Consider the following 16,836-nt stretch of genomic DNA (forward strand, 5'->3'; position numbering starts at 1 on the left):
GCAAGATGCAGCAAAACCGACAAGACCCGGTTACCATTGACGGTTAGGAAAATATGAATCGGAATGGAATCAGAGGGTTGGTTCCATCGTACAGGAGACCGCGGCGAGACCGCAGGACCTTCAGCGCTTGATTTTCCACTTCAAGGCTTCCGCGTTGCCCTTGGCGAACATCTTCGGCACATCGAATTTGCCGGTCTCGAGATCATAGCGGCATTTCCAATCCGCCAGTCCCTTCACCGCGACGTTCTTCGGATGCTTGTCCGTCTCGCCCGACAGCGAGATCAGGAGATAGCGGTTGTTGGGCCAGCTTACGCCGAGCCAGCGATACGCATCTTCGGTGCCCTTCACCAGATTCGCCGTGATGTGATAGTCGAGCTTCATGCTCTTAGTGTCGGGCCGGCTGCGGAAGTAGGCCCAGGCCAGATCGCCGAGCGACGTCTTGGTCGCGTTGACGAAGCCGCCGTTCTCGAAATGATAGAGAAAGAGGTCCTGCTCGCCCGAGCCGGTCTTCTGCATCCGCACCAGCCATTGCGAGTCGGCCGTAAAACGGAAGCCGGCCGGATAGCCTTGCTCGGGCTTCAACTCGCGCATCTCCCCGCCGCGTCGCGACCAGACCTGCCACTTGAGGTCGGAATCCTCGCCCTCCCTCATATACTGCTCGAGCCTGGTGGCGCCGTCGGGGGAGGTCAAGGCGAGATCGGCATCGTCGGAGAGCGTGAAGCCGGGCGGCGGGGCGGCCAAGGCGGGTGCTGCGGCCAGCGTCAGAGCAACCGCCAGCGATCCCGCGCCACGGGAGAATACGGTCACGGGAGGAATTCCCTTGAAGAATGCCGCCAGGCGGCCTTGATACTTGGACACCCGCGTGGTCGCGCCGGTTCATCCCGCGCGCCTGGACGGAAGCATAATCCTATCGACAGTCTTGCTGCGGCAGCCAAATCGGCGCACCTTGCCGGCCTCGGCTGATTTGCCACCCAAGGTCCTTTTCAAATGATCACCGCCTCCAAGGCCTTCATTGCCTTCTGTCTGCTCGCGCTGGTCGGCACCGCGCTGGTGATCGGCCCGACCGAGCTGCGCCGCCTGCTGCCTGATGGGACGAAGGTCACCGTCGCCGCCAAGCCGGAGGCCAAGGTCGAACCCCAGGTCGGAGCCAAGGTCGAGCCCAAGCTTGAAGCCAAGGTCGAGCCCAAGGTGGAGTTCAAGCCTGAGTCCAAGCCTGAATCCAAGCCAGAGCTGAAGCCGGAACAGCCGAAGCTCGTCGACAGCGCGCCGCCTGCACCCGAGCCGAAGGCGGGCGCGCTGGCCGAGACCCAGAAGCAGGTGGCCGCGCTCGGTGACCTCGTGCCGGTCAAGCCGCCGGCGCCGGCTGCAGATGCCGGCCCCCGTTTCGACGTCGCCCGCATCGACGATCACGGCGAGGCGGCGGTGATTGCCGGCCGCGCCACGCCGGGTGCGCGGGTCGAGCTGCTGCGCGACGGCAAGCCGCTCGACAGCGTGGTCGCCGACGCCTCGGGCCAATTCGTGATGACCCCGCCGCAGCTGCCGGCCGGCTCATATGACCTGACGCTCCGCGCCAGGGCGCCGGACGGCACGGTCACCGAATCCGGCCGGACCATGCCGGTCACAATCGCCGCGGCGGCGCCGCCGCCCGTGCGCATGCCGCCGGTTGCGAAGCAGGAGGCCAAGCCGGCCGAGAAGCCCGACGACAAATCGGATGTCGTCGCCGCGCTGCCGTCGGCCTCGCCGCGGCTGGCGTCGGTGCCTGAGAAGCAAGCGGCCCGGCCGAAACTGATCGGCGCGCCGAAACCCAAGGCCTTCGCGCAGGCGCCGAGGGCCACCGTGGTTGCATCGGCCTCGCCGGCGGAGGCGCTCACCGCCGCGCCGGCCGAGGCCGGCGGCAGCCGGATCATCGCCCGCGGCGATAGCCTGTGGGCGCTCAGCCGGCTCGCTTACGGCGACGGTTCCCGCTACGCCGTGATCTTCAACGCTAACCGCGACAAGATCCAGAATCCCAACTTGATCTATCCCGGCCAGACCTTCGTGATGCCGCAAAAGGCGGAGTGACACGGCACGGCCGGCGCGTTGCGACGCATTGTCCTGTGTCTCTCTGGAACATTCGGTTCCCTCGCGCGTCTTCGTGATGCGACGCATTGCGCACTTGGCGCGGGTGGGAGGGCCAAGACGTGGCCGTACAAGTCGTGGCCAAACAAGACGTGGCCAAACAAGACGTGGCCAAACAAGACCTGGCCAAATTGGTCGTCAGGTCAACGATCATGCCGGGACGCATGGGATTGGCGCTGGCTGGCGCGATCCTGGTGGTTACAGCAGTGCTGCTGCCTGACAGAGCCGAGGCGCAGTTCGGCTTGCGCGGCGGTCCGGTCGGGGTTGCGCGCTTCGCCGTCGGCCACGTGATCGGCCTGTCGCGCCTGCGCCATTCCCGCATGGCGGTGCGCGGCGGCCGCTACCGCTCCGCGGCGCTGAGGTCGCAGGACCCGCGCGGGGCCGACCGCAGCCAGCTGTCGAACCCTTACGTGATGCGTGCGGCCCTCACGGCGCAGGCTGCGCTGGCGGGCTGGCAAGGCGGCCGCCGCCCGCAGGGCTGGTGGCGTCATCCCGATGGCAGCTATGGCTGGGTCGGCCCGGTGTTCTGGCCGTTCGCCCATGACGATCTCACCAATGCGATCGTCTTCGGCGACACCACCAGCCTCTCGCTCTACGGCTACGGCGATATCTATGCCGCGCTGTTCACGCCCTATGCCGCCACCGAGCTTGCCGCCTACACCGTGCCGCAAGGCCGTCGCGCGCGAAAGGTCCCGACCGCGGAGACGCTGTGCGAGGCCAGCGACACCGGCGGCCTGCCGGTCGAGCGCATCGCGAGCGCCGTTGCACCGAACGAAGCTCAGCGCACCGCGCTCGACGAGCTCTCATCCGCCTGGAATGCCGCGCGCGACACCATCCGCACCGCCTGCCCGGCGCAAACGCCAGGGAATGCGGCGGAGCGCCTCGGCCTGATGCGCGAGCGTGTCGAGGCCATGATCAAGGCCATCGACACCATGGAAGCGCCGTTGTCGAAATTCGTCGGCCTGCTCAATGACGACCAGAAAGCCCGGCTCAACGCCTTAGCCAATGAGCGTCGCGCCGCGCTGGCGTCCTACCAGTCCAAAAACGCTGACAAGAACGATATCAAGAACGCGAGCAAGAACGCTGATAAGAACGCTTCCAAGGACGCGCAGGCGGCCAAGGCCTGCCAGGCGGACTACGATCCTGTTTCCGACGAGAACGCCCAGCGCCAATACGAGCAGCTGCTCCAGCAGCAATGGCCCGCCGCCGACATCGCCACCACGCTCCAACTCGACGAGGTCGCCCGCGCCCGCTTCGAGGTGCTGCAGGACACCACGCTCCGCACCATGCAGACGCTCAGCGCCTGCCCGACCGAGCCGGCCGCAACCCCGCAGGCCCGCCTCGCCGCCGTGAAGACGCGGCTGCAGACCATGCTGCAAGCCGTCGGCGCCATCGCCGACGCGCTCGACGATTTCCAGGCCGATCTCAGCGACGAGCAAAAGGCCGGATTCGAGGCGATCGGGCCAAAGCGAGGGGCGTGAGGGGACGCCAGCTTGGAATGCCATCATATCTCCCTATGATATGCAGATAGGGATGCACATCACGGAGGGTGCTGGTGCTGGTTTCCAAATGGGGCAACAGCCTCGCAGTGCGCCTGCCCAAAGCGCTAGTTGATGAACTCGGCCTCAAGGAGGGCGACGAAATCGATATCGTGGCCACTCGCAAAGGCGCGATCGAAATCGAGACCAAGGCGGAGCAGCGTCGGCGTGCGATCGAGAACATGGAGGCGCGCAATTGGGCGGCCTTGCCCGCCGGCTACAAATTCGATCGGGACGAGGCGAACGAGCGGTGATCGCGTTCTTTGACAGCGGTGATTCTGGGACCTTCAGCACGGCCGCAGCATCGGCGGGCTCACCATCGTCAATCCGTTCCTCGGCATGGCTCCGTGAACGCTCGCATCATCGCAAAGTCCGGATCCTTGCGCGGCTTCCATGATCACCCGCACGCCCAGTCGAACTTCATGTCCTTGAAGTCGAGCTGCGCGTTGCCGCCGCCGAAATTGTAGCCGCCGAAATATTCCTCGAACTCGATATAGAACGGGCTCATCTCCGGCACGGCCTGGCAGGGCCGCATGGTGCCGCCGAGGTGGTTGTGGGCGTGGTCCTTGGCCCAGTCGTGCAGGCGGAAATTGTCGCGGCCCGGCTTGCCGCCGACATAGTAGTAATATGGCTGATAGCCGGTCGGCGGATTTTCGCGCACGTGCTCATCCTGCGGGCCCTTGCCGGCGTTGGGATCATCAGCGCGCGGCGACAGCGCGATCGCGCGCGTCTCGCTGAGATCGGCACGCGGCGGGGCTGCAAACATCTTCTTGGCGTAGCTAGGTGCGGCCTCGAAGAAGGCGCTGGCACCGCCGACATCGAGCCAGCGCGGCCGCTCCACCGTTGCCAGCGCAAGCGGCGCCGGCGGCGCGGCGAACGCGCCGTCATATTCGGCCTTCGTCAAGAGCAGCGCGGCATAGGCGTAGTCGAGAATGTCGGTCATGCGCGACAGGCGCGGATGCGACGGCCGCGCCAGCACCGCCTCGCGAATCTCGGGATCGTCGGGCGCGCCGCCGTCATTGTGATCGGGCGCCGTGGCGAAGAACGACAACGCGACGATGTCCGCGCCATGCACCCGGTAATCCTCCGGCAGCTTTAGCGTGAAGCCGTGCATCAAGGGATAGCCGGTGACGGGATCGAGCGGCCATTGCTCGGATGCAATGCCCGGCGGCAGCCCAAACACCCAGCCCTGATCACGCGCGCGATCCGCGGGCCGGTCCAGCATCTGCAAATCATAGGCACGCGAAGGCAGGGCAAGCGTCACGAATCGTCTCCCACGAAGTCCGCCTCGCCGTTGAGGCGATGGTTGGTCGCGGGGAGGAGGGATGTGGTTCGTGAGAGGGAGCTGGGATGCTGCCAATCTGCCGGTGTTTTGCCCGACGTGTCAAATTGCGCGGCACGCGGCCGAGGCCTGCCGTAAGTCATTGATCCCAAAGCCCCTGCCTACTGTGCATGGGGTTGTTTTCGCAGTTTTGTTTGCGGCTACCCCCTTCGCCGCACCGCCGCCGCATCCACCACGTTCTCCACCTCCTCGCGCCAGCTCAGGATCTCCATCGCCAGCACGGGGTGATTGAAGCCCTTGAGCTGGAGATCGTCGAGGGCGCGGGCTTCGACGAAAGGCTCGACCATGCCGTAGACGCGGCGGCTGACCACGATCTGGTTGGGCTTGGCTTCGCTGCAGAGGCGGGAGGCGAGGTTGGTGACGCTGCCGATCGCGGCATATTCCAGCCGCTGCTCGAAGCCGACCTGGCCGAGCGTGGCATAGCCGAGCGCGACGCCGATGCCGAAGCCGAGGCTATGACCGCGGTTGCGCCAGCGCTCGGTCAGGGGGCCGATCGTGTCGCGCATCTCCACCGCCATCTTCACAGCGCGCTTGGTGTGGTCCTCGAACTGGATCGGGGCGTTGAACAGGATCATCACGCCGTCGCCGGCATATTTGTCGAGCGTGCCCTCGTACTTGAAGATCAGCTGGCCAAGCGCGGCGTGATATTCGCGCAGCACGTTCATCGCCTCTTCCGGCTCGGTCGCCTCCGTGAACGCGGTGAAGCCGCGCAGGTCGCAGAACACCACCGTGACCTCGCGGCGTTGGCTGGTGAGCAACCCCTCGGGGCTGTCGGAGGAGGCGATCAGCTGCGCCACCTGCGGCGCCAGGAAACGCTCGAGCTTGCGGATGCGCTCGATCTCGCCGAGCTGGGTCCGGACGCGCTCCTCCAGCGACTTGTTCCAGTCCTTGAGCTGCTCGGTCTGCTCGCGGAGCTTGTCGGCTTGCGCGCGCACGGTCGTGTTCGCCGCCTCCAGCGCGTGGCTCTTGTGGTCGACCTCGGTAAACAGCTGCGCATTGCGCATCGCCAGCACGGCCTGGTTGGCGAAGGTGCGCATCAGGCCGATGATGCTGGGCGCGAACGCCCCGGTGGCGCGGCGCAGCACCACGAGCGAGCCCAGCGTGCCCTGCTGGTCGATCAGCGGCACCACCAGCACCGAGTTGAAGCCGGCCGCGAGCGCGGCCTCGCGCAGCGGCTGCTCGGCGGCATCGCCAAGCTCGGCCAGCGCGATCGGCGCGCCGCTGTCGGCGGCATCGCTCAGGATGTTGCCGCCTTGGGCGATGGTGACGTGCGCGCCCTCAGCGGATTTGTCGATGCCGTTGGCCTCGACCAGGTTGAAGCGGCGCGCTTCGGCGTCGAAGCCGTAGATCAGCACCGCGTCGGCACGGGTGATCTCGATGGCGCGGGCGGCGATGGTTGCAAGCACCGCGTTGAGATCGAGCGAGGAGGCCACCGCGCGGCCGACCTCCTCCAGCACCTTGAGTTCGTGGATCGACTGCGCGAGATCGCGGGTGCGCTCCTCGACCTTGCTCTCCAGGTTCGAATAGGTCTCCTGGATCTGGTCGGCCATGCGGTTGAACTGCCCGGCGAGGTCTTCCAGCTCGTCGGAGGTGTGCACGTCGATGCGGTGGCTGAAATCGCCTTCGCCGAGCTTATGCGCACCGTCGCGCAGCGCCGTGATCGGGATGATCATGCGGCGGGCGAGCAGCGTGCCGGCGAGGATCGCGACCATCAGGCCCATGCCGATCAGAAGCGCGATGCGCACCAGCTGGTCGCGGATCGGCATCAGGGCCTGCGTGGTCGGCTGCTCGAACAGCACGCTCCAGCCGAGCTTCGGCACGATGCTCGCGGCGCTCATCACCGCATGGCCGTTGAAGTCGGTCCCGGACGTCTCGGCTTCGTGGCCGGGCGCGATCGCGGCCGCCACCTGCGGCAGTTTGGAAAGGTCCTTGCCGATCTCGGGCCCTTTCGATGACGTCGCCAGCACCCGGCCGCGCGGATCGACGACATAGGCAAAGGCGGCCTTGCCGACTTGCGCGTCGGACAGGAAGTCGGAGAGGAAACCGAGGTCGATCTCGGCCACGGTGACCCCGGCATTGAAGCCGGAATGCGCCACCGAGATCGACATCAACGGCGTCCGGTCGGCGAACCAGGCCGGCGCGTAGGTGACGCCGCGGGCGACAGCGTCGGTGAAGCGCACGTCGCGGGAGAGGTCGGCATTGCCGCCGGTGGTGGCCGATTGCCTGGAGACGCGCAGCACCTCGCGGCCGTCGCCGTTGAGCTGGAACAGCTGGTTGACGACCGAGACCTGGTGCAGCAGCGACGCATAGTCGGCGCGGCGCTTCTCCAGCGTGTCCTGGCTCGCGCGCGTCACCCAGCTGATCTGGCGGTCGAGCTCGGAAATCGCCTGCTCGATGCGCCGGGCGGCCGCCTGCGCCTTGTCCTCCAGGCCGTCGGTCAGCTGTGTCCGCGTCGCGCGGTAGGAGATCCAGGTCTCCATCGCCCCGTTGACGGCAAGGACGAACACGACGAGGCCGACGAGGGAGACGACGTATTTGGCGAACAGGCCCTCGCGCAGAGATCGTGTCTTGTCGTTCGCTCCTGCCATCCCGATCCTCTCGCGCCGCCACTGACGCTGCGCGCTATGGGCCGTACAGGCCCTTCCAAGCCGTTCTAGCACAATTTGGACCGAAGGGCCGTCGCGCGGCCGGGGACCGGCCCGTGTGGTTACCCCCTGTGGCCTCCTGGGCAGGTGGACGGGCGGCGATGGTCGCAGCCCGATCTGTTCGAAGGAGGGAGCTTAGCGGTTGAAGAGCTGCCGCAGCACGTCGTTCATTGGCTGACTGTCCTGCTGCGCGGCCGGCGGATCCTCCAGGGCGGGGGCCGCAGGGGAGGCCTGCGGCGCCGGCGTCGAGGGCGTTGCCGGCAGGCTGCGGTTGCGCCCGGTGCCGGTGCCAGTGCCGCTCCCCGCGCCGCTGGAGAGACCCTGCTGGATCAGATTGCCGATCGCTTCCCCGAGCGGGCCCCCGAGCAGATTGTTCTGCCCCGGTTGCTGGCCTTGCGGATTGGCATTGCCGGTTGCATTGCCGCCCGGCAGGGCGGTGCCGCCAAGACCGAGGCTGCCGAGGATGTTGCCGAGCCCGGCGCCGTCGGGGCCGAACAGGCCCTTGCCCATCTCGCGCAGCTTGGCATAGGCGGCGTCGGGATTGTCCAGCATGCCGGCCATGTCGGGATAGATCCGCGGCTGCGACCAGGAGCCCTGGATCATCACGGGAATGCCGAAGCCGACCGGCTCGGAGGTGCGGCCCTGGCCTTCGGTCGTCATCACGAGCTTCGGCTCGACGCGAAAGCCCATCATCTTGGTGTCGAGCGCGATGGTGCCGGCGCCGGTGACGCGCACCAGCGGCCCGATCAGGTTGAGATCGGTCGTCACCGCCTGACCCTTGTCGATGCGGAAGGAGGCCGAGAGCTGCGACAGATCCGTGCTCTGCTCCTGGCTCGGGTCCTGGTTTCCGTTCTGGTTTCCATTCTGGTTTCCTTGCCAGCCGGAGAGCGTGCTCGTCGTCAGCGAGCGGATCATCTGCGCGACATTGATGCCGCGGATCGCGCCGTCCTGGAAATTGACGAAGGCCGTCCCTTGCATGTTCGCCATCAGCGCGCGCTGGCTGTTGCCGGCGCTGCGCAGGGCGAGCTTGGCCTGCAGCTTGCCGTCGATGCGATCGAACTCGGCAAGGCCCTGGAGCAGCGGCAGCGCGCGCACGCCGACTAGGTCGGAATGCATGGCAAAGCTCGGCGCGCCGGTCGTCGCGTCCAGGATCACCTCGCCCGAGACCTGGCCGCCATAGGCGCCGAGATTGGCCGTGCCGGCCTTCAGCACGCCGCCGGCGAGCTTGGCGTCGAGCGCCAGCGGCGCGATGCGCGCATCGCCGATCACCGCCTCGTTGGCGGAGATCCGCACTTGCGCATCGACATAGTTGAGCCCCGAGACGTCGATCGGCGCATTGCTCCAGGGCTGCCCGGACACGCCTTCCGGCGATTTCGCCAGCGGCATGGCGAGCCGATGGAAGTCGAGATCGACCTTGACCAGCGGCTTGCTCGCGATGTCGACGGAAGCCCAGCCATTGAAGGCGCCATCGCCGAGCCTGCCGTTCACGCCGTTGATCATCACGACATTGCCGCTCAGCCGCATCTCGGCCTGGCCGGTGAGCTGGGACTTCAGCACGCTGGGCATATCGATGGCGAAATCCACATGAAACGCCGGCCGTTCGGCCGGCGAGGCCGCTTTGATGTCGAACTTGGTCGGGTGATCGCCGACGCGCGCGGTGCCGGTGATGTTGACCTTGCGATCGCGGTCCAGGGTCGCGTCGGCGTTGATGGCGCTGATGCGGCCCTCGACACGGTCGCGCAGGCGCGAGAATGCCACCTCGCCGTCGGTGATCTTGATGCGGTCGATGGTGGCGCCCTTGGTGTCGAGCGCGAGCGGCTTCGAAGGCGCGGCCGCATTCGGCAGGCGCTCGCGCAGCAGCGGCTGGTAGAGCACGGGACGGGTGACGACGAGCTCGCTGATCTCGGGCCTGCCGGACCACACGCTCGCGAGCGACATGTCGGCCTGCACGCGATCGATCGTCAGGCGCGTGATGCCGCTGCGGTCCTTGGGGTCGGCCAGCGTGAGGTCGTTCAGCGTGACGTTCAGCGTCGGCCATAGGCTGATCTTGGTGGTGCCGTCGATCGACAGCCGATAGCCGGTCGCACTCTCGAGGCGCGAGGCGATCGTCGAGGTCAGGAAGCCCGAGGGGATCCCGACCACGAGCAGAAGTGCGATCACGACGATGACGGCGGCCAAAGCCCCGCCGACGAATTTCAATGCTCTCATGTCGACTTTCCAGCAACGGACAATCCGCGCCGAACCCGGCCGATCACCCGTCCTTTGCGCCCGGAGTTTATCCCCGGACGGGAAGCGGCTCCAAGCGCGTAAAAATAGCCAGGGGGTGCTGCAAAGTTATGTGACTTATGACACACTTCTCCGGCGCTGTTTTACGCGATCCTGAAGTTGATGGTTTCAAGCGATTTGCCAAGACGATTTGCCAAGAGACGATGACCAGCACGTTCACAAGGACATTGACATGAGCAAGCAGGCCGAATTTGCGGTCATCCTGAAGATGAACCCGATGTTCGCCGATCTCGGCGCAGACGAGCTCCAGCGGCTGTCCAATCTCTGCCACACCCAGCATTTGGCCAGCGGCGAGGTGCTGTTCCAGAAGGGCGATCCCGGCAATGCGCTGTTCGGCGTGCGCCGCGGCCAGGTCCGCATCGAGACCGGCGCCGCCGACGGTAGCCGGCTGACGCTGAACTTCATGGGGCCGGGCGACCTGTTCGGCGAGGTCGCGGTGCTGGACGGCCAGAACCGGACGGCGGACGCGACCGCGGGCGAGGCCAGCGAATTGTTCGTGCTGCGGCGCGAAGACTTCCTCGGCTTCCTCGAGCGCGAGCCCAAGGTCGCGATCAAAATCATCGCGCTGCTGTGCCAGCGCATCCGCTGGCAGAGCGAGCGCATGGAAGAATCCATGCTGCAGCCGCTGCCGGTGCGGCTGGCGCGGCGGCTCTGCGCGCTCGCCGCCGATTTCGGTTCCGAGGTCCACATCTCGCAGGAGCAACTCGGCGTCTTCGTCGGCGCCGCTCGCGAAAGCGTCAACCGCCAGCTCCAGGCCTGGCGCAAGGAAGCGATCCTCGATCTCCAGCGCGGCCGGATCCTGCTGCGGAACATGACCAAGCTGACCGCGATCGCGCGGAACGAGTAGGGCGAGCAGTTTCACTCTTGCTCGGCGGGTGGAGACAGATCGACGGCTAGATCCTCGGCGAGGAACGCCGCGTATCGCAGTGCCTCATCGATGTCCTCGCGCTCGAGATACCGATATTCATTGAGGATCGATTCGCGCGTCTCGCCGGCCGCCAGCAGGCCGAGCAGCCGCGCAACCGGAAAACGCAGCCCGCGAATGCAAGCTTTGCCAGTGCAGACGGCAGGGTCCATCGTGATGCGCGAAGGCCATGCCATAGGCTAGCGGACGCAAACGACTTGCGCCACCGTGGGCTTCCAAGCTGGCGTGGACCCTACTCCGCCGCGGGCCGTGCGACGCTCGTCACCGCCGGCCTGGCTTCCGCCTCCGCAGCCCCATGATGGTCCGTCTCCGCATCCTCGCTGTGCACGATCAGCCGCTTGGCGAAGCGCCAGATCAGGGCGCCGAAATCGTCCATCACCATGAACATCGCGGGCACGAACACCAGCGACAGGAGGGTCGAGAAGATCAGGCCGCCGATCACCGCGAGCGCCATCGGCGAGCGGAATTCGCCGCCGGCGCCGACGGCCAGGGCGCTCGGCATCATGCCCGCGGCCATCGCGATCGTGGTCATCACGATCGGACGGGCGCGCTTCATGCCGGCGTCGATCATGGCCTCTTCGCGCGGCGTGCCGGCCTTGATGGACTCGATGGCGAATTCCACCAGCATGATCGCGTTCTTGGTGACGATGCCCATCAGCATCAGGATGCCGATCCACACCGGCGTGGTGAGCTGCTTGCCGGTGACGAGCAGGGCCGCGATCGCGCCGCCGATCGAGAGCGGCAGCGAGAACAGGATGGTGATCGGCTGCAGGAAGGTGCCGAACAGCAGCACCAGCACCGCATAGACCATCATCAGCCCCGCCGTGATGGCGGTCGCAAAACCCTCGGACAATTCGTTCAGGCTTTCGGCATCGCCCGAGGGCGAGACCTTCACGCCCTTCGGCAGGGTCTTCATGACCGGCAGGTCGTAGATCTTCTTGGTGGCATCGCCGAGCGCGGCGGAGCCGACGAGGTCGGCGGCAACGGTCGCCTGCCGTTCGCGATCGTAGCGGCCGATGCTGGTCGGACCCTGGTCGAGCTTGACGTCGGCGATGACCGAAAGCGGCACGCCGCCCTTCTCGCCGCGCTCGCCGAGCGGCACGCGGAGCTGCTCCAGCGTCTTCAGATCGCCGCGGGCGGCGTCCTCGAGCTGCACGCGGATCGGCACCAGGCGGTCGCCGACGTCGAACTTGGCGAGTGCCGGTCCGACGTCGCCGATGGTGGCGACACGGATGGTCTGCGACAGGCTTTCGGTGGAGACGCCGAGCCGTGCGGCGAGATCGGCGCGCGGCTCGATGCGCAGTTCGGGGCGCTCCAGCGAAGTTTCGGAGATGACGTTGGCGATGGTGGGAATGCGCTTCATCTGCGTCGCAAGCTCGCTCGCGACGTTGTTGACGATGTTGGGGTCGACGCCTGTCACCACCAGCGAGATCGCGCGCAGGCCGTTCTCGTCCAGGAACCAGAAGCGGATATCGGGAACGTTCTCCAGCTCCTGGCTGATGGAGAATTCGAGCTCGCGCTGGGTGATGTCGCGGCTGTCCTTGGGTGTGTAATTGATGATCAGGGCGGCGCGGCGCACCTCCTGGGTGCCCGGCGGGACGCGGCCGCCGTCGACGAAGATGCTCTTGACCTCGGGCCGCTTGCGCAGGCGCGCGACGATGTCCTCGGTGACCTTCTCGGTGTAGGCGAGCTGGGTGCCCGGCGGCAGCTCGAGCGCAAGCAGCGAGCGCGCGCTGTCCTGGGCCGGCAGGAAGCCCTGCGGCAGCAGCGTGATGCTCCAGATCGAGGCGGCGAAGACGCCGAGCCCGATCAGCACCGTGATGAAGTAGTGCTTCACCGACCAGGCAACGATGCGATGATAGGAGCGCAGGATGGGACCGGGCGGCGGCTCCTCGTGCGTACTGTGCTTGAGGAAATAGGCGGCCAGCACCGGCGTGACGAAGCGCGCGGCGAGCAGCGAGAAGAACACCTGCACCGAGACGGTGATGCCGAACTGCTTGAAGAACTGTCCGGCAATGCCCGACATGAAGCTCGCGGGCGCGAAGATGGCGATGATGGTCAGCGAGATCGCGATGACGGCGAGGCCGATCTCGTCGGCGGCCTCGAGCGCGGCCCGGTAGGGCGACTTGCCCATGTTCATGTGCCGGACGATGTTCTCGATTTCGACGATGGCATCGTCGACAAGAATGCCCGTCGAGAGCGTGATGGCGAGGAAGCTGACGAGGTTCAGCGAGAAGCCGAGCAGGTCCATCGCCCAGAACGCCGGGAAGATCGACAGCGGCAGCGAGATCGCGGCGATGATGGTGGCGCGCAGGTCGCGCAGGAACAAGAGCACGATGATCACGGCGAGGATGGCGCCTTCGAAAAGGGTCGAGATCGCCGCGTGGTAATTGCCGTTGGTGTATTCGACCGAGGTGTCGATCACCTTCAGGTCGACGTCGGGATAGGCCGCTTTCAGCGCGTCGATGCGCTTCTGCACGGCCTCGGCCACCTTCACGTCGCTGGCGCCCTTGGAGCGCTTGATGCCGAGCGCGACCACCGGCTCGCCGTTGAAGCGGGCGAAGGTGCGGCGGTCGGCGATGGTGTCGGTGACGGTGCCGAGATCGTCGAGCCGGACCTCGCCGCCGCCGAACAGCGGGATCATGGTGCCGGCGAGATCGCCAAGCGTCTTGGCGCCGGCGAGCGTGCGGATCGCCTGGTCGTTCTTGCCGATCTCGGCGCGGCCGCCGGCGACGTCGACATTGGTGCCGCGCAGGCTCTGGCTGACATTGACCGCGGTCAGGCCCATCGCCTGCAGGCGATCGGGATCCAGCGAGACCAGGATCTCGCGCTCGACGCCGCCGATGCGCTCGACCTGGGCGACGCCGCGCACGCCCTGCAGCGCGCGCTTGACCACGTCGTCGACGAAATAGGAGAGCTGCTCCGGCGTCTTGCCGGGCGAGATCGCGGCATAAGTCACGATCGGCAGGCCGATGACGTCGACGCGCTGGATCAGCGGCTCGGTGACGTTCTGCGGCAGGTTGGAGCGCACGCGCGTCACCGCGTCCTTGACGTCGTTGAGCGCGCGATCGGTGTTGGTCTCGAGCGCGAACTGGATCGTGGTGACCGACAGGCCGTCGGTGATCGACGAGGTGATGTGCCTGACGCCCTCGACGCCGGAGACCGCGTCTTCAACCGTCTTGGTGACCTGGGATTCCAGTTCGGCCGGTGCGGCGCCGAACTGCGACACCGCCACCGAGATCACGGGGATGTCGGCCGAGGGCAGCCGTGTGATCGCAAGCTTGGTGAAGGACACCCAACCCAGCACCAGCAGGATGATGGAGAAGACGACCGACGGCAGCGGATTGCGGATCGACCATGCCGAGATATTGAGAGCCATCAGCGTACCCGCGTGCGATCGAGTTCATCGGCGAACATGGTCTTGATCTGGTCGCCGTCATGGAGCGAAGAGCCGGCGTCGGCCACGACGATTTCGCCGACCTGCAGCCCTTCCAGGATTTCCGTCGCGCTGTCGGACGACAATCCGACCCGCACCTTGCGTGTCTCGACGACATTGCCCTTGACGACCTGCACCGTGAGGTGATCGATCGCGGTCTTCGGGATCGAGACGCCGCAGCTTCGCTTGGCGTCGATCGAGGCGCGAGCGAACACGCCGACCTTGAGCGAGGGGTTGTTGGCGACGCTGATGCGGACCCGCCCGAGTTGCGTGGCGCGGTCGATCTCGGGTGCAACCAGCCGGACCCGCCCGATCAGGTCGGGCGCATCGTCGCGGCTGATCCGCACGGTGGCGCCGGAGGTGAGCTTGGACATGTGCACCGCCGGAACCTGGGCGTCGAGCTCGATCTCGTTGTTGACGGCGATGCGGAACATCGGACCGGCCTGCGGCGAGGCCGGCGCGCCGACGATGGTGCGGACTTCGGTGACAAGGCCCGGCGCGGGGGCTTTCAGCGAGATCGGGCCTTGCGGGCCGGGCCGCTGCGGCTGGCCCGGAATCTGCGGCGGCGCGGTCAGGCGCGCCAGCTCCTGATTGTCGGCGACGATCGTGCCCTCGGTGACCAGGAGGTCGGTGACCCTGGAGCCTTCCTGATCGGCAACGACCACCGCCTCGCGGCGCGGTACGAAGAAACCGGTCACCCGCACCAGATCGGAGAAGCAGGCATTGGTTGACTTCGTCACGATGACGAGCGCCTCGCTTTGCGTCTCCTTCGGCTCGGGACGCTTGCGATGCTCGAACAGATAATAGCCGATGCCGAGCGCGGCGACGAACAGCACGGTTCCGGCCGGCTTGAGGTATTCAGTCAAATTCATCGCCGGATCATCCTGACCTGGCTCACGGCCATCCGCGCGAGGCCCAAACGGAGCGCTTTTCTGACATGAAGCGGCGTCCCGCAAGGCTGCGGGACGCGCTTTGGAAACGAGACCTTACACGACATCACGACTTGTCACTGGCAATGGATTCGTCGTGCTCACTTCGATGCGGTGGTCTTGTTTTCCATGTTGACGACCTGCACGCGCCGGTTGGCCTCCGCCAGCGGCTGGTTCGGGTCCTTGAGCTTGCTCTTGCCGTAGCCGACGGTGACGAGATCGGTCGCGGAGATGCTGTACTTCTCGACCAGGTAGCGCTTGATCGAATCGGCGCGACGCTCCGAGAGGTCCTGGTTGTAGGCTTCGCCGCCGGCGGCGTCGGTATGACCGGCGACCACGAAGGTCGAGCCCTTCAGATCCGGGCTGGTCAAGGCGCGGCCGAGCGCCTGCACCGAGGGCAGCGACTTGGCGCTGATATTGGCGGAGTTGTAGTCGAACGTGATCTCGAGATCGATGTTCGGCTTGTCCTTGGCGGCCAAGGCGATTTCCTCGCGCTCGGTCGACGACAGCGAACGCGTCGAGCGGCCGCGCACCGACTGGATCAGCTTGGAGTCGGTCGCGCTCGGTGCAGGGGCGGTCTGCGGACCGATCGAGAGGCCGCGCGTCAAGGGCTTCTTCGGCGCCGGCGCCAGCGCGCGGACGATCTCGTCCTCGGTGATATTCTTGCTGTTGCCGTCATCGCCCGCATATGCGGCCGAGGTCGGCAGTGACAGCGCGGCGCCGACGGTGATGATGGACAGAATCGCGGTAAGCCAATTTGCAGCCGATCTCATTCCCAGTCCCTCCTGCGCAGCCAGCTCACGTGCTCTCAAAATTCAAGCAACACGCCCCCGAAAAGGCCTGTTGCGGCATCCGCCCATTGGTCTTCCCAGGGCTGTTCAAGGTTCGAGCCTTGGACGGGGGCCCAACTCAAAAAAATACTAGCGCACTCCGTAGCTTGCGAATTCCTGAACGATGTTCGGATCCATCGCCTTGGCATTGGCGATGTCCAGCGCCCCCTCCTGGGCCGAGCCGTTGCGTTGCTTGGCAAGGCCGCGTCCGTAGAGCGAGGACGTCAGGCGCGGGTTGATCTTCAGGGCCGCGTCGAAATCGGCGATCGCATTCTTCACCGCGCCCGACTTCAGATTGACGAGCCCGCGGCTGTCCAGCGCATCGACGAAGTTCGGCCGCAGCCGCAGCGCCTCGTTGCAATCCTTCAGCGCGGCCTGGAGGTCGCCGACCACGGTGCGGGTCCAGCAGCGGTTGTTGAGGGCCTCGACGTCCTTCGAATTGATCCGGAGGGTGTCGTCGAAATCCTTGATGGCGAGGCTGTAGGCGCCCTTGCTGGCATAAACCTGGCCGCGGCGGTACAGCGCGTTCACGTCGTCAGGGTTGGCGGCAATCTTGGCGGTCAGGCTCTTGATCGTGGGATCGTCAGCCAGGGCGGCAGCGCTCGGCCCACCGTCCGTGCTCGGCGCGGGAGCGGGATCAACCGGCTTCACCGGCGGTGGCGGCGGGGGCAGGGCGGCCTCGATCTGCGGCCTCGGCGTGGGAGCAGGCGCGGGCGCCGGTGCCGCCGCCGCGACTGGAGCCGCAGGTGGCGGAGGCGCGGGAGCGGGAGCCGCAGCCGCGCTGTCG

General features: G+C 66.4%; 13 protein-coding genes. 4 read left to right on the forward strand and 9 right to left on the reverse strand.

Annotated elements, in window-relative coordinates; translation table 11 throughout:
- Positions 1-120: 120 nt before the first annotated feature.
- A complete protein-coding gene (locus I6F12_RS36195; RefSeq protein ID WP_225158467.1) occupies positions 121-807 on the reverse strand; it encodes a hypothetical protein in 687 nt (228 codons plus the stop codon).
- A 180-nt stretch (positions 808-987) separates the two neighbouring features.
- Here I6F12_RS36195 and I6F12_RS36200 point away from each other — a divergent pair, with 180 nt between their 5' ends.
- The 3 genes from I6F12_RS36200 to I6F12_RS36210 all read left to right on the forward strand — a co-directional run bounded on the left by I6F12_RS36200 (position 988) and on the right by I6F12_RS36210 (position 3,910).
- Positions 988-2,061 (forward strand): LysM peptidoglycan-binding domain-containing protein, encoded by a 1,074-nt coding sequence (locus tag I6F12_RS36200; protein ID WP_225137396.1) that lies wholly within the window; start codon positions 988-990, stop codon positions 2,059-2,061.
- A gap of 209 nt (positions 2,062-2,270) precedes the next feature.
- Entirely contained in the window at positions 2,271-3,599 is a 1,329-nt protein-coding gene (locus tag I6F12_RS36205; protein ID WP_225158468.1) for a Spy/CpxP family protein refolding chaperone, read from the forward strand.
- Between the two features lie 68 nt (positions 3,600-3,667).
- A complete protein-coding gene (locus I6F12_RS36210) occupies positions 3,668-3,910 on the forward strand; it encodes an AbrB/MazE/SpoVT family DNA-binding domain-containing protein (RefSeq protein ID WP_311735349.1) in 243 nt (80 codons plus the stop codon).
- Positions 3,911-4,053: 143 nt separating this feature from the next.
- Here I6F12_RS36210 and I6F12_RS36215 read toward each other — a convergent pair whose 3' ends face one another.
- The 3 genes from I6F12_RS36215 to I6F12_RS36225 form a co-directional block, all read right to left on the reverse strand.
- The gene (locus I6F12_RS36215) at positions 4,054-4,920 is read right to left on the reverse strand and encodes a hypothetical protein (RefSeq protein WP_036015956.1); all 867 of its coding nucleotides are present in this window, start codon (positions 4,918-4,920) and stop codon (positions 4,054-4,056) included.
- A gap of 218 nt (positions 4,921-5,138) precedes the next feature.
- Positions 5,139-7,586 (reverse strand): adenylate/guanylate cyclase domain-containing protein, encoded by a 2,448-nt coding sequence (locus tag I6F12_RS36220; RefSeq protein ID WP_225158469.1) that lies wholly within the window; start codon positions 7,584-7,586, stop codon positions 5,139-5,141.
- A 192-nt stretch (positions 7,587-7,778) separates the two neighbouring features.
- Complete coding sequence (locus I6F12_RS36225; RefSeq protein ID WP_225158470.1) at positions 7,779-9,851, reverse strand: AsmA family protein; 2,073 nt, start codon at positions 9,849-9,851, stop codon at positions 7,779-7,781.
- Between the two features lie 250 nt (positions 9,852-10,101).
- On the opposite strand from I6F12_RS36225, the gene I6F12_RS36230 reads away from it, so the two are divergent.
- Positions 10,102-10,776 (forward strand): Crp/Fnr family transcriptional regulator, encoded by a 675-nt coding sequence (locus I6F12_RS36230; protein WP_036044931.1) that lies wholly within the window; start codon positions 10,102-10,104, stop codon positions 10,774-10,776.
- An 11-nt stretch (positions 10,777-10,787) separates the two neighbouring features.
- On the opposite strand, the gene I6F12_RS36235 is transcribed toward I6F12_RS36230, so the two are convergent.
- The 5 genes from I6F12_RS36235 to I6F12_RS36255 form a co-directional block, all read right to left on the reverse strand.
- Positions 10,788-11,006, reverse strand: coding sequence for a DUF433 domain-containing protein (locus tag I6F12_RS36235; protein ID WP_225114559.1), 219 nt, complete (start codon positions 11,004-11,006; stop codon positions 10,788-10,790).
- A gap of 80 nt (positions 11,007-11,086) precedes the next feature.
- Positions 11,087-14,233, reverse strand: coding sequence for an efflux RND transporter permease subunit (locus I6F12_RS36240; protein ID WP_225148688.1), 3,147 nt, complete (start codon positions 14,231-14,233; stop codon positions 11,087-11,089).
- Positions 14,233-15,162: an efflux RND transporter periplasmic adaptor subunit gene (locus tag I6F12_RS36245; RefSeq protein ID WP_036015974.1), complete on the reverse strand. Its 930-nt coding sequence runs from the start codon at positions 15,160-15,162 to the stop codon at positions 14,233-14,235. Before I6F12_RS36245 ends, I6F12_RS36240 begins: the two co-directional genes overlap by 1 nt.
- A gap of 158 nt (positions 15,163-15,320) precedes the next feature.
- Positions 15,321-15,992 (reverse strand): OmpA family protein, encoded by a 672-nt coding sequence (locus tag I6F12_RS36250; RefSeq protein WP_225137381.1) that lies wholly within the window; start codon positions 15,990-15,992, stop codon positions 15,321-15,323.
- A gap of 147 nt (positions 15,993-16,139) precedes the next feature.
- Positions 16,140-16,836: tetratricopeptide repeat protein (locus tag I6F12_RS36255; protein ID WP_225158472.1), on the reverse strand; the 697-nt coding region annotated here is incomplete at its 5' end.

The organism is Bradyrhizobium sp. IC4059 (assembly GCF_020193615.1).
Taxonomy (GTDB): Bacteria; Pseudomonadota; Alphaproteobacteria; order Rhizobiales; family Xanthobacteraceae; genus Bradyrhizobium; species Bradyrhizobium yuanmingense.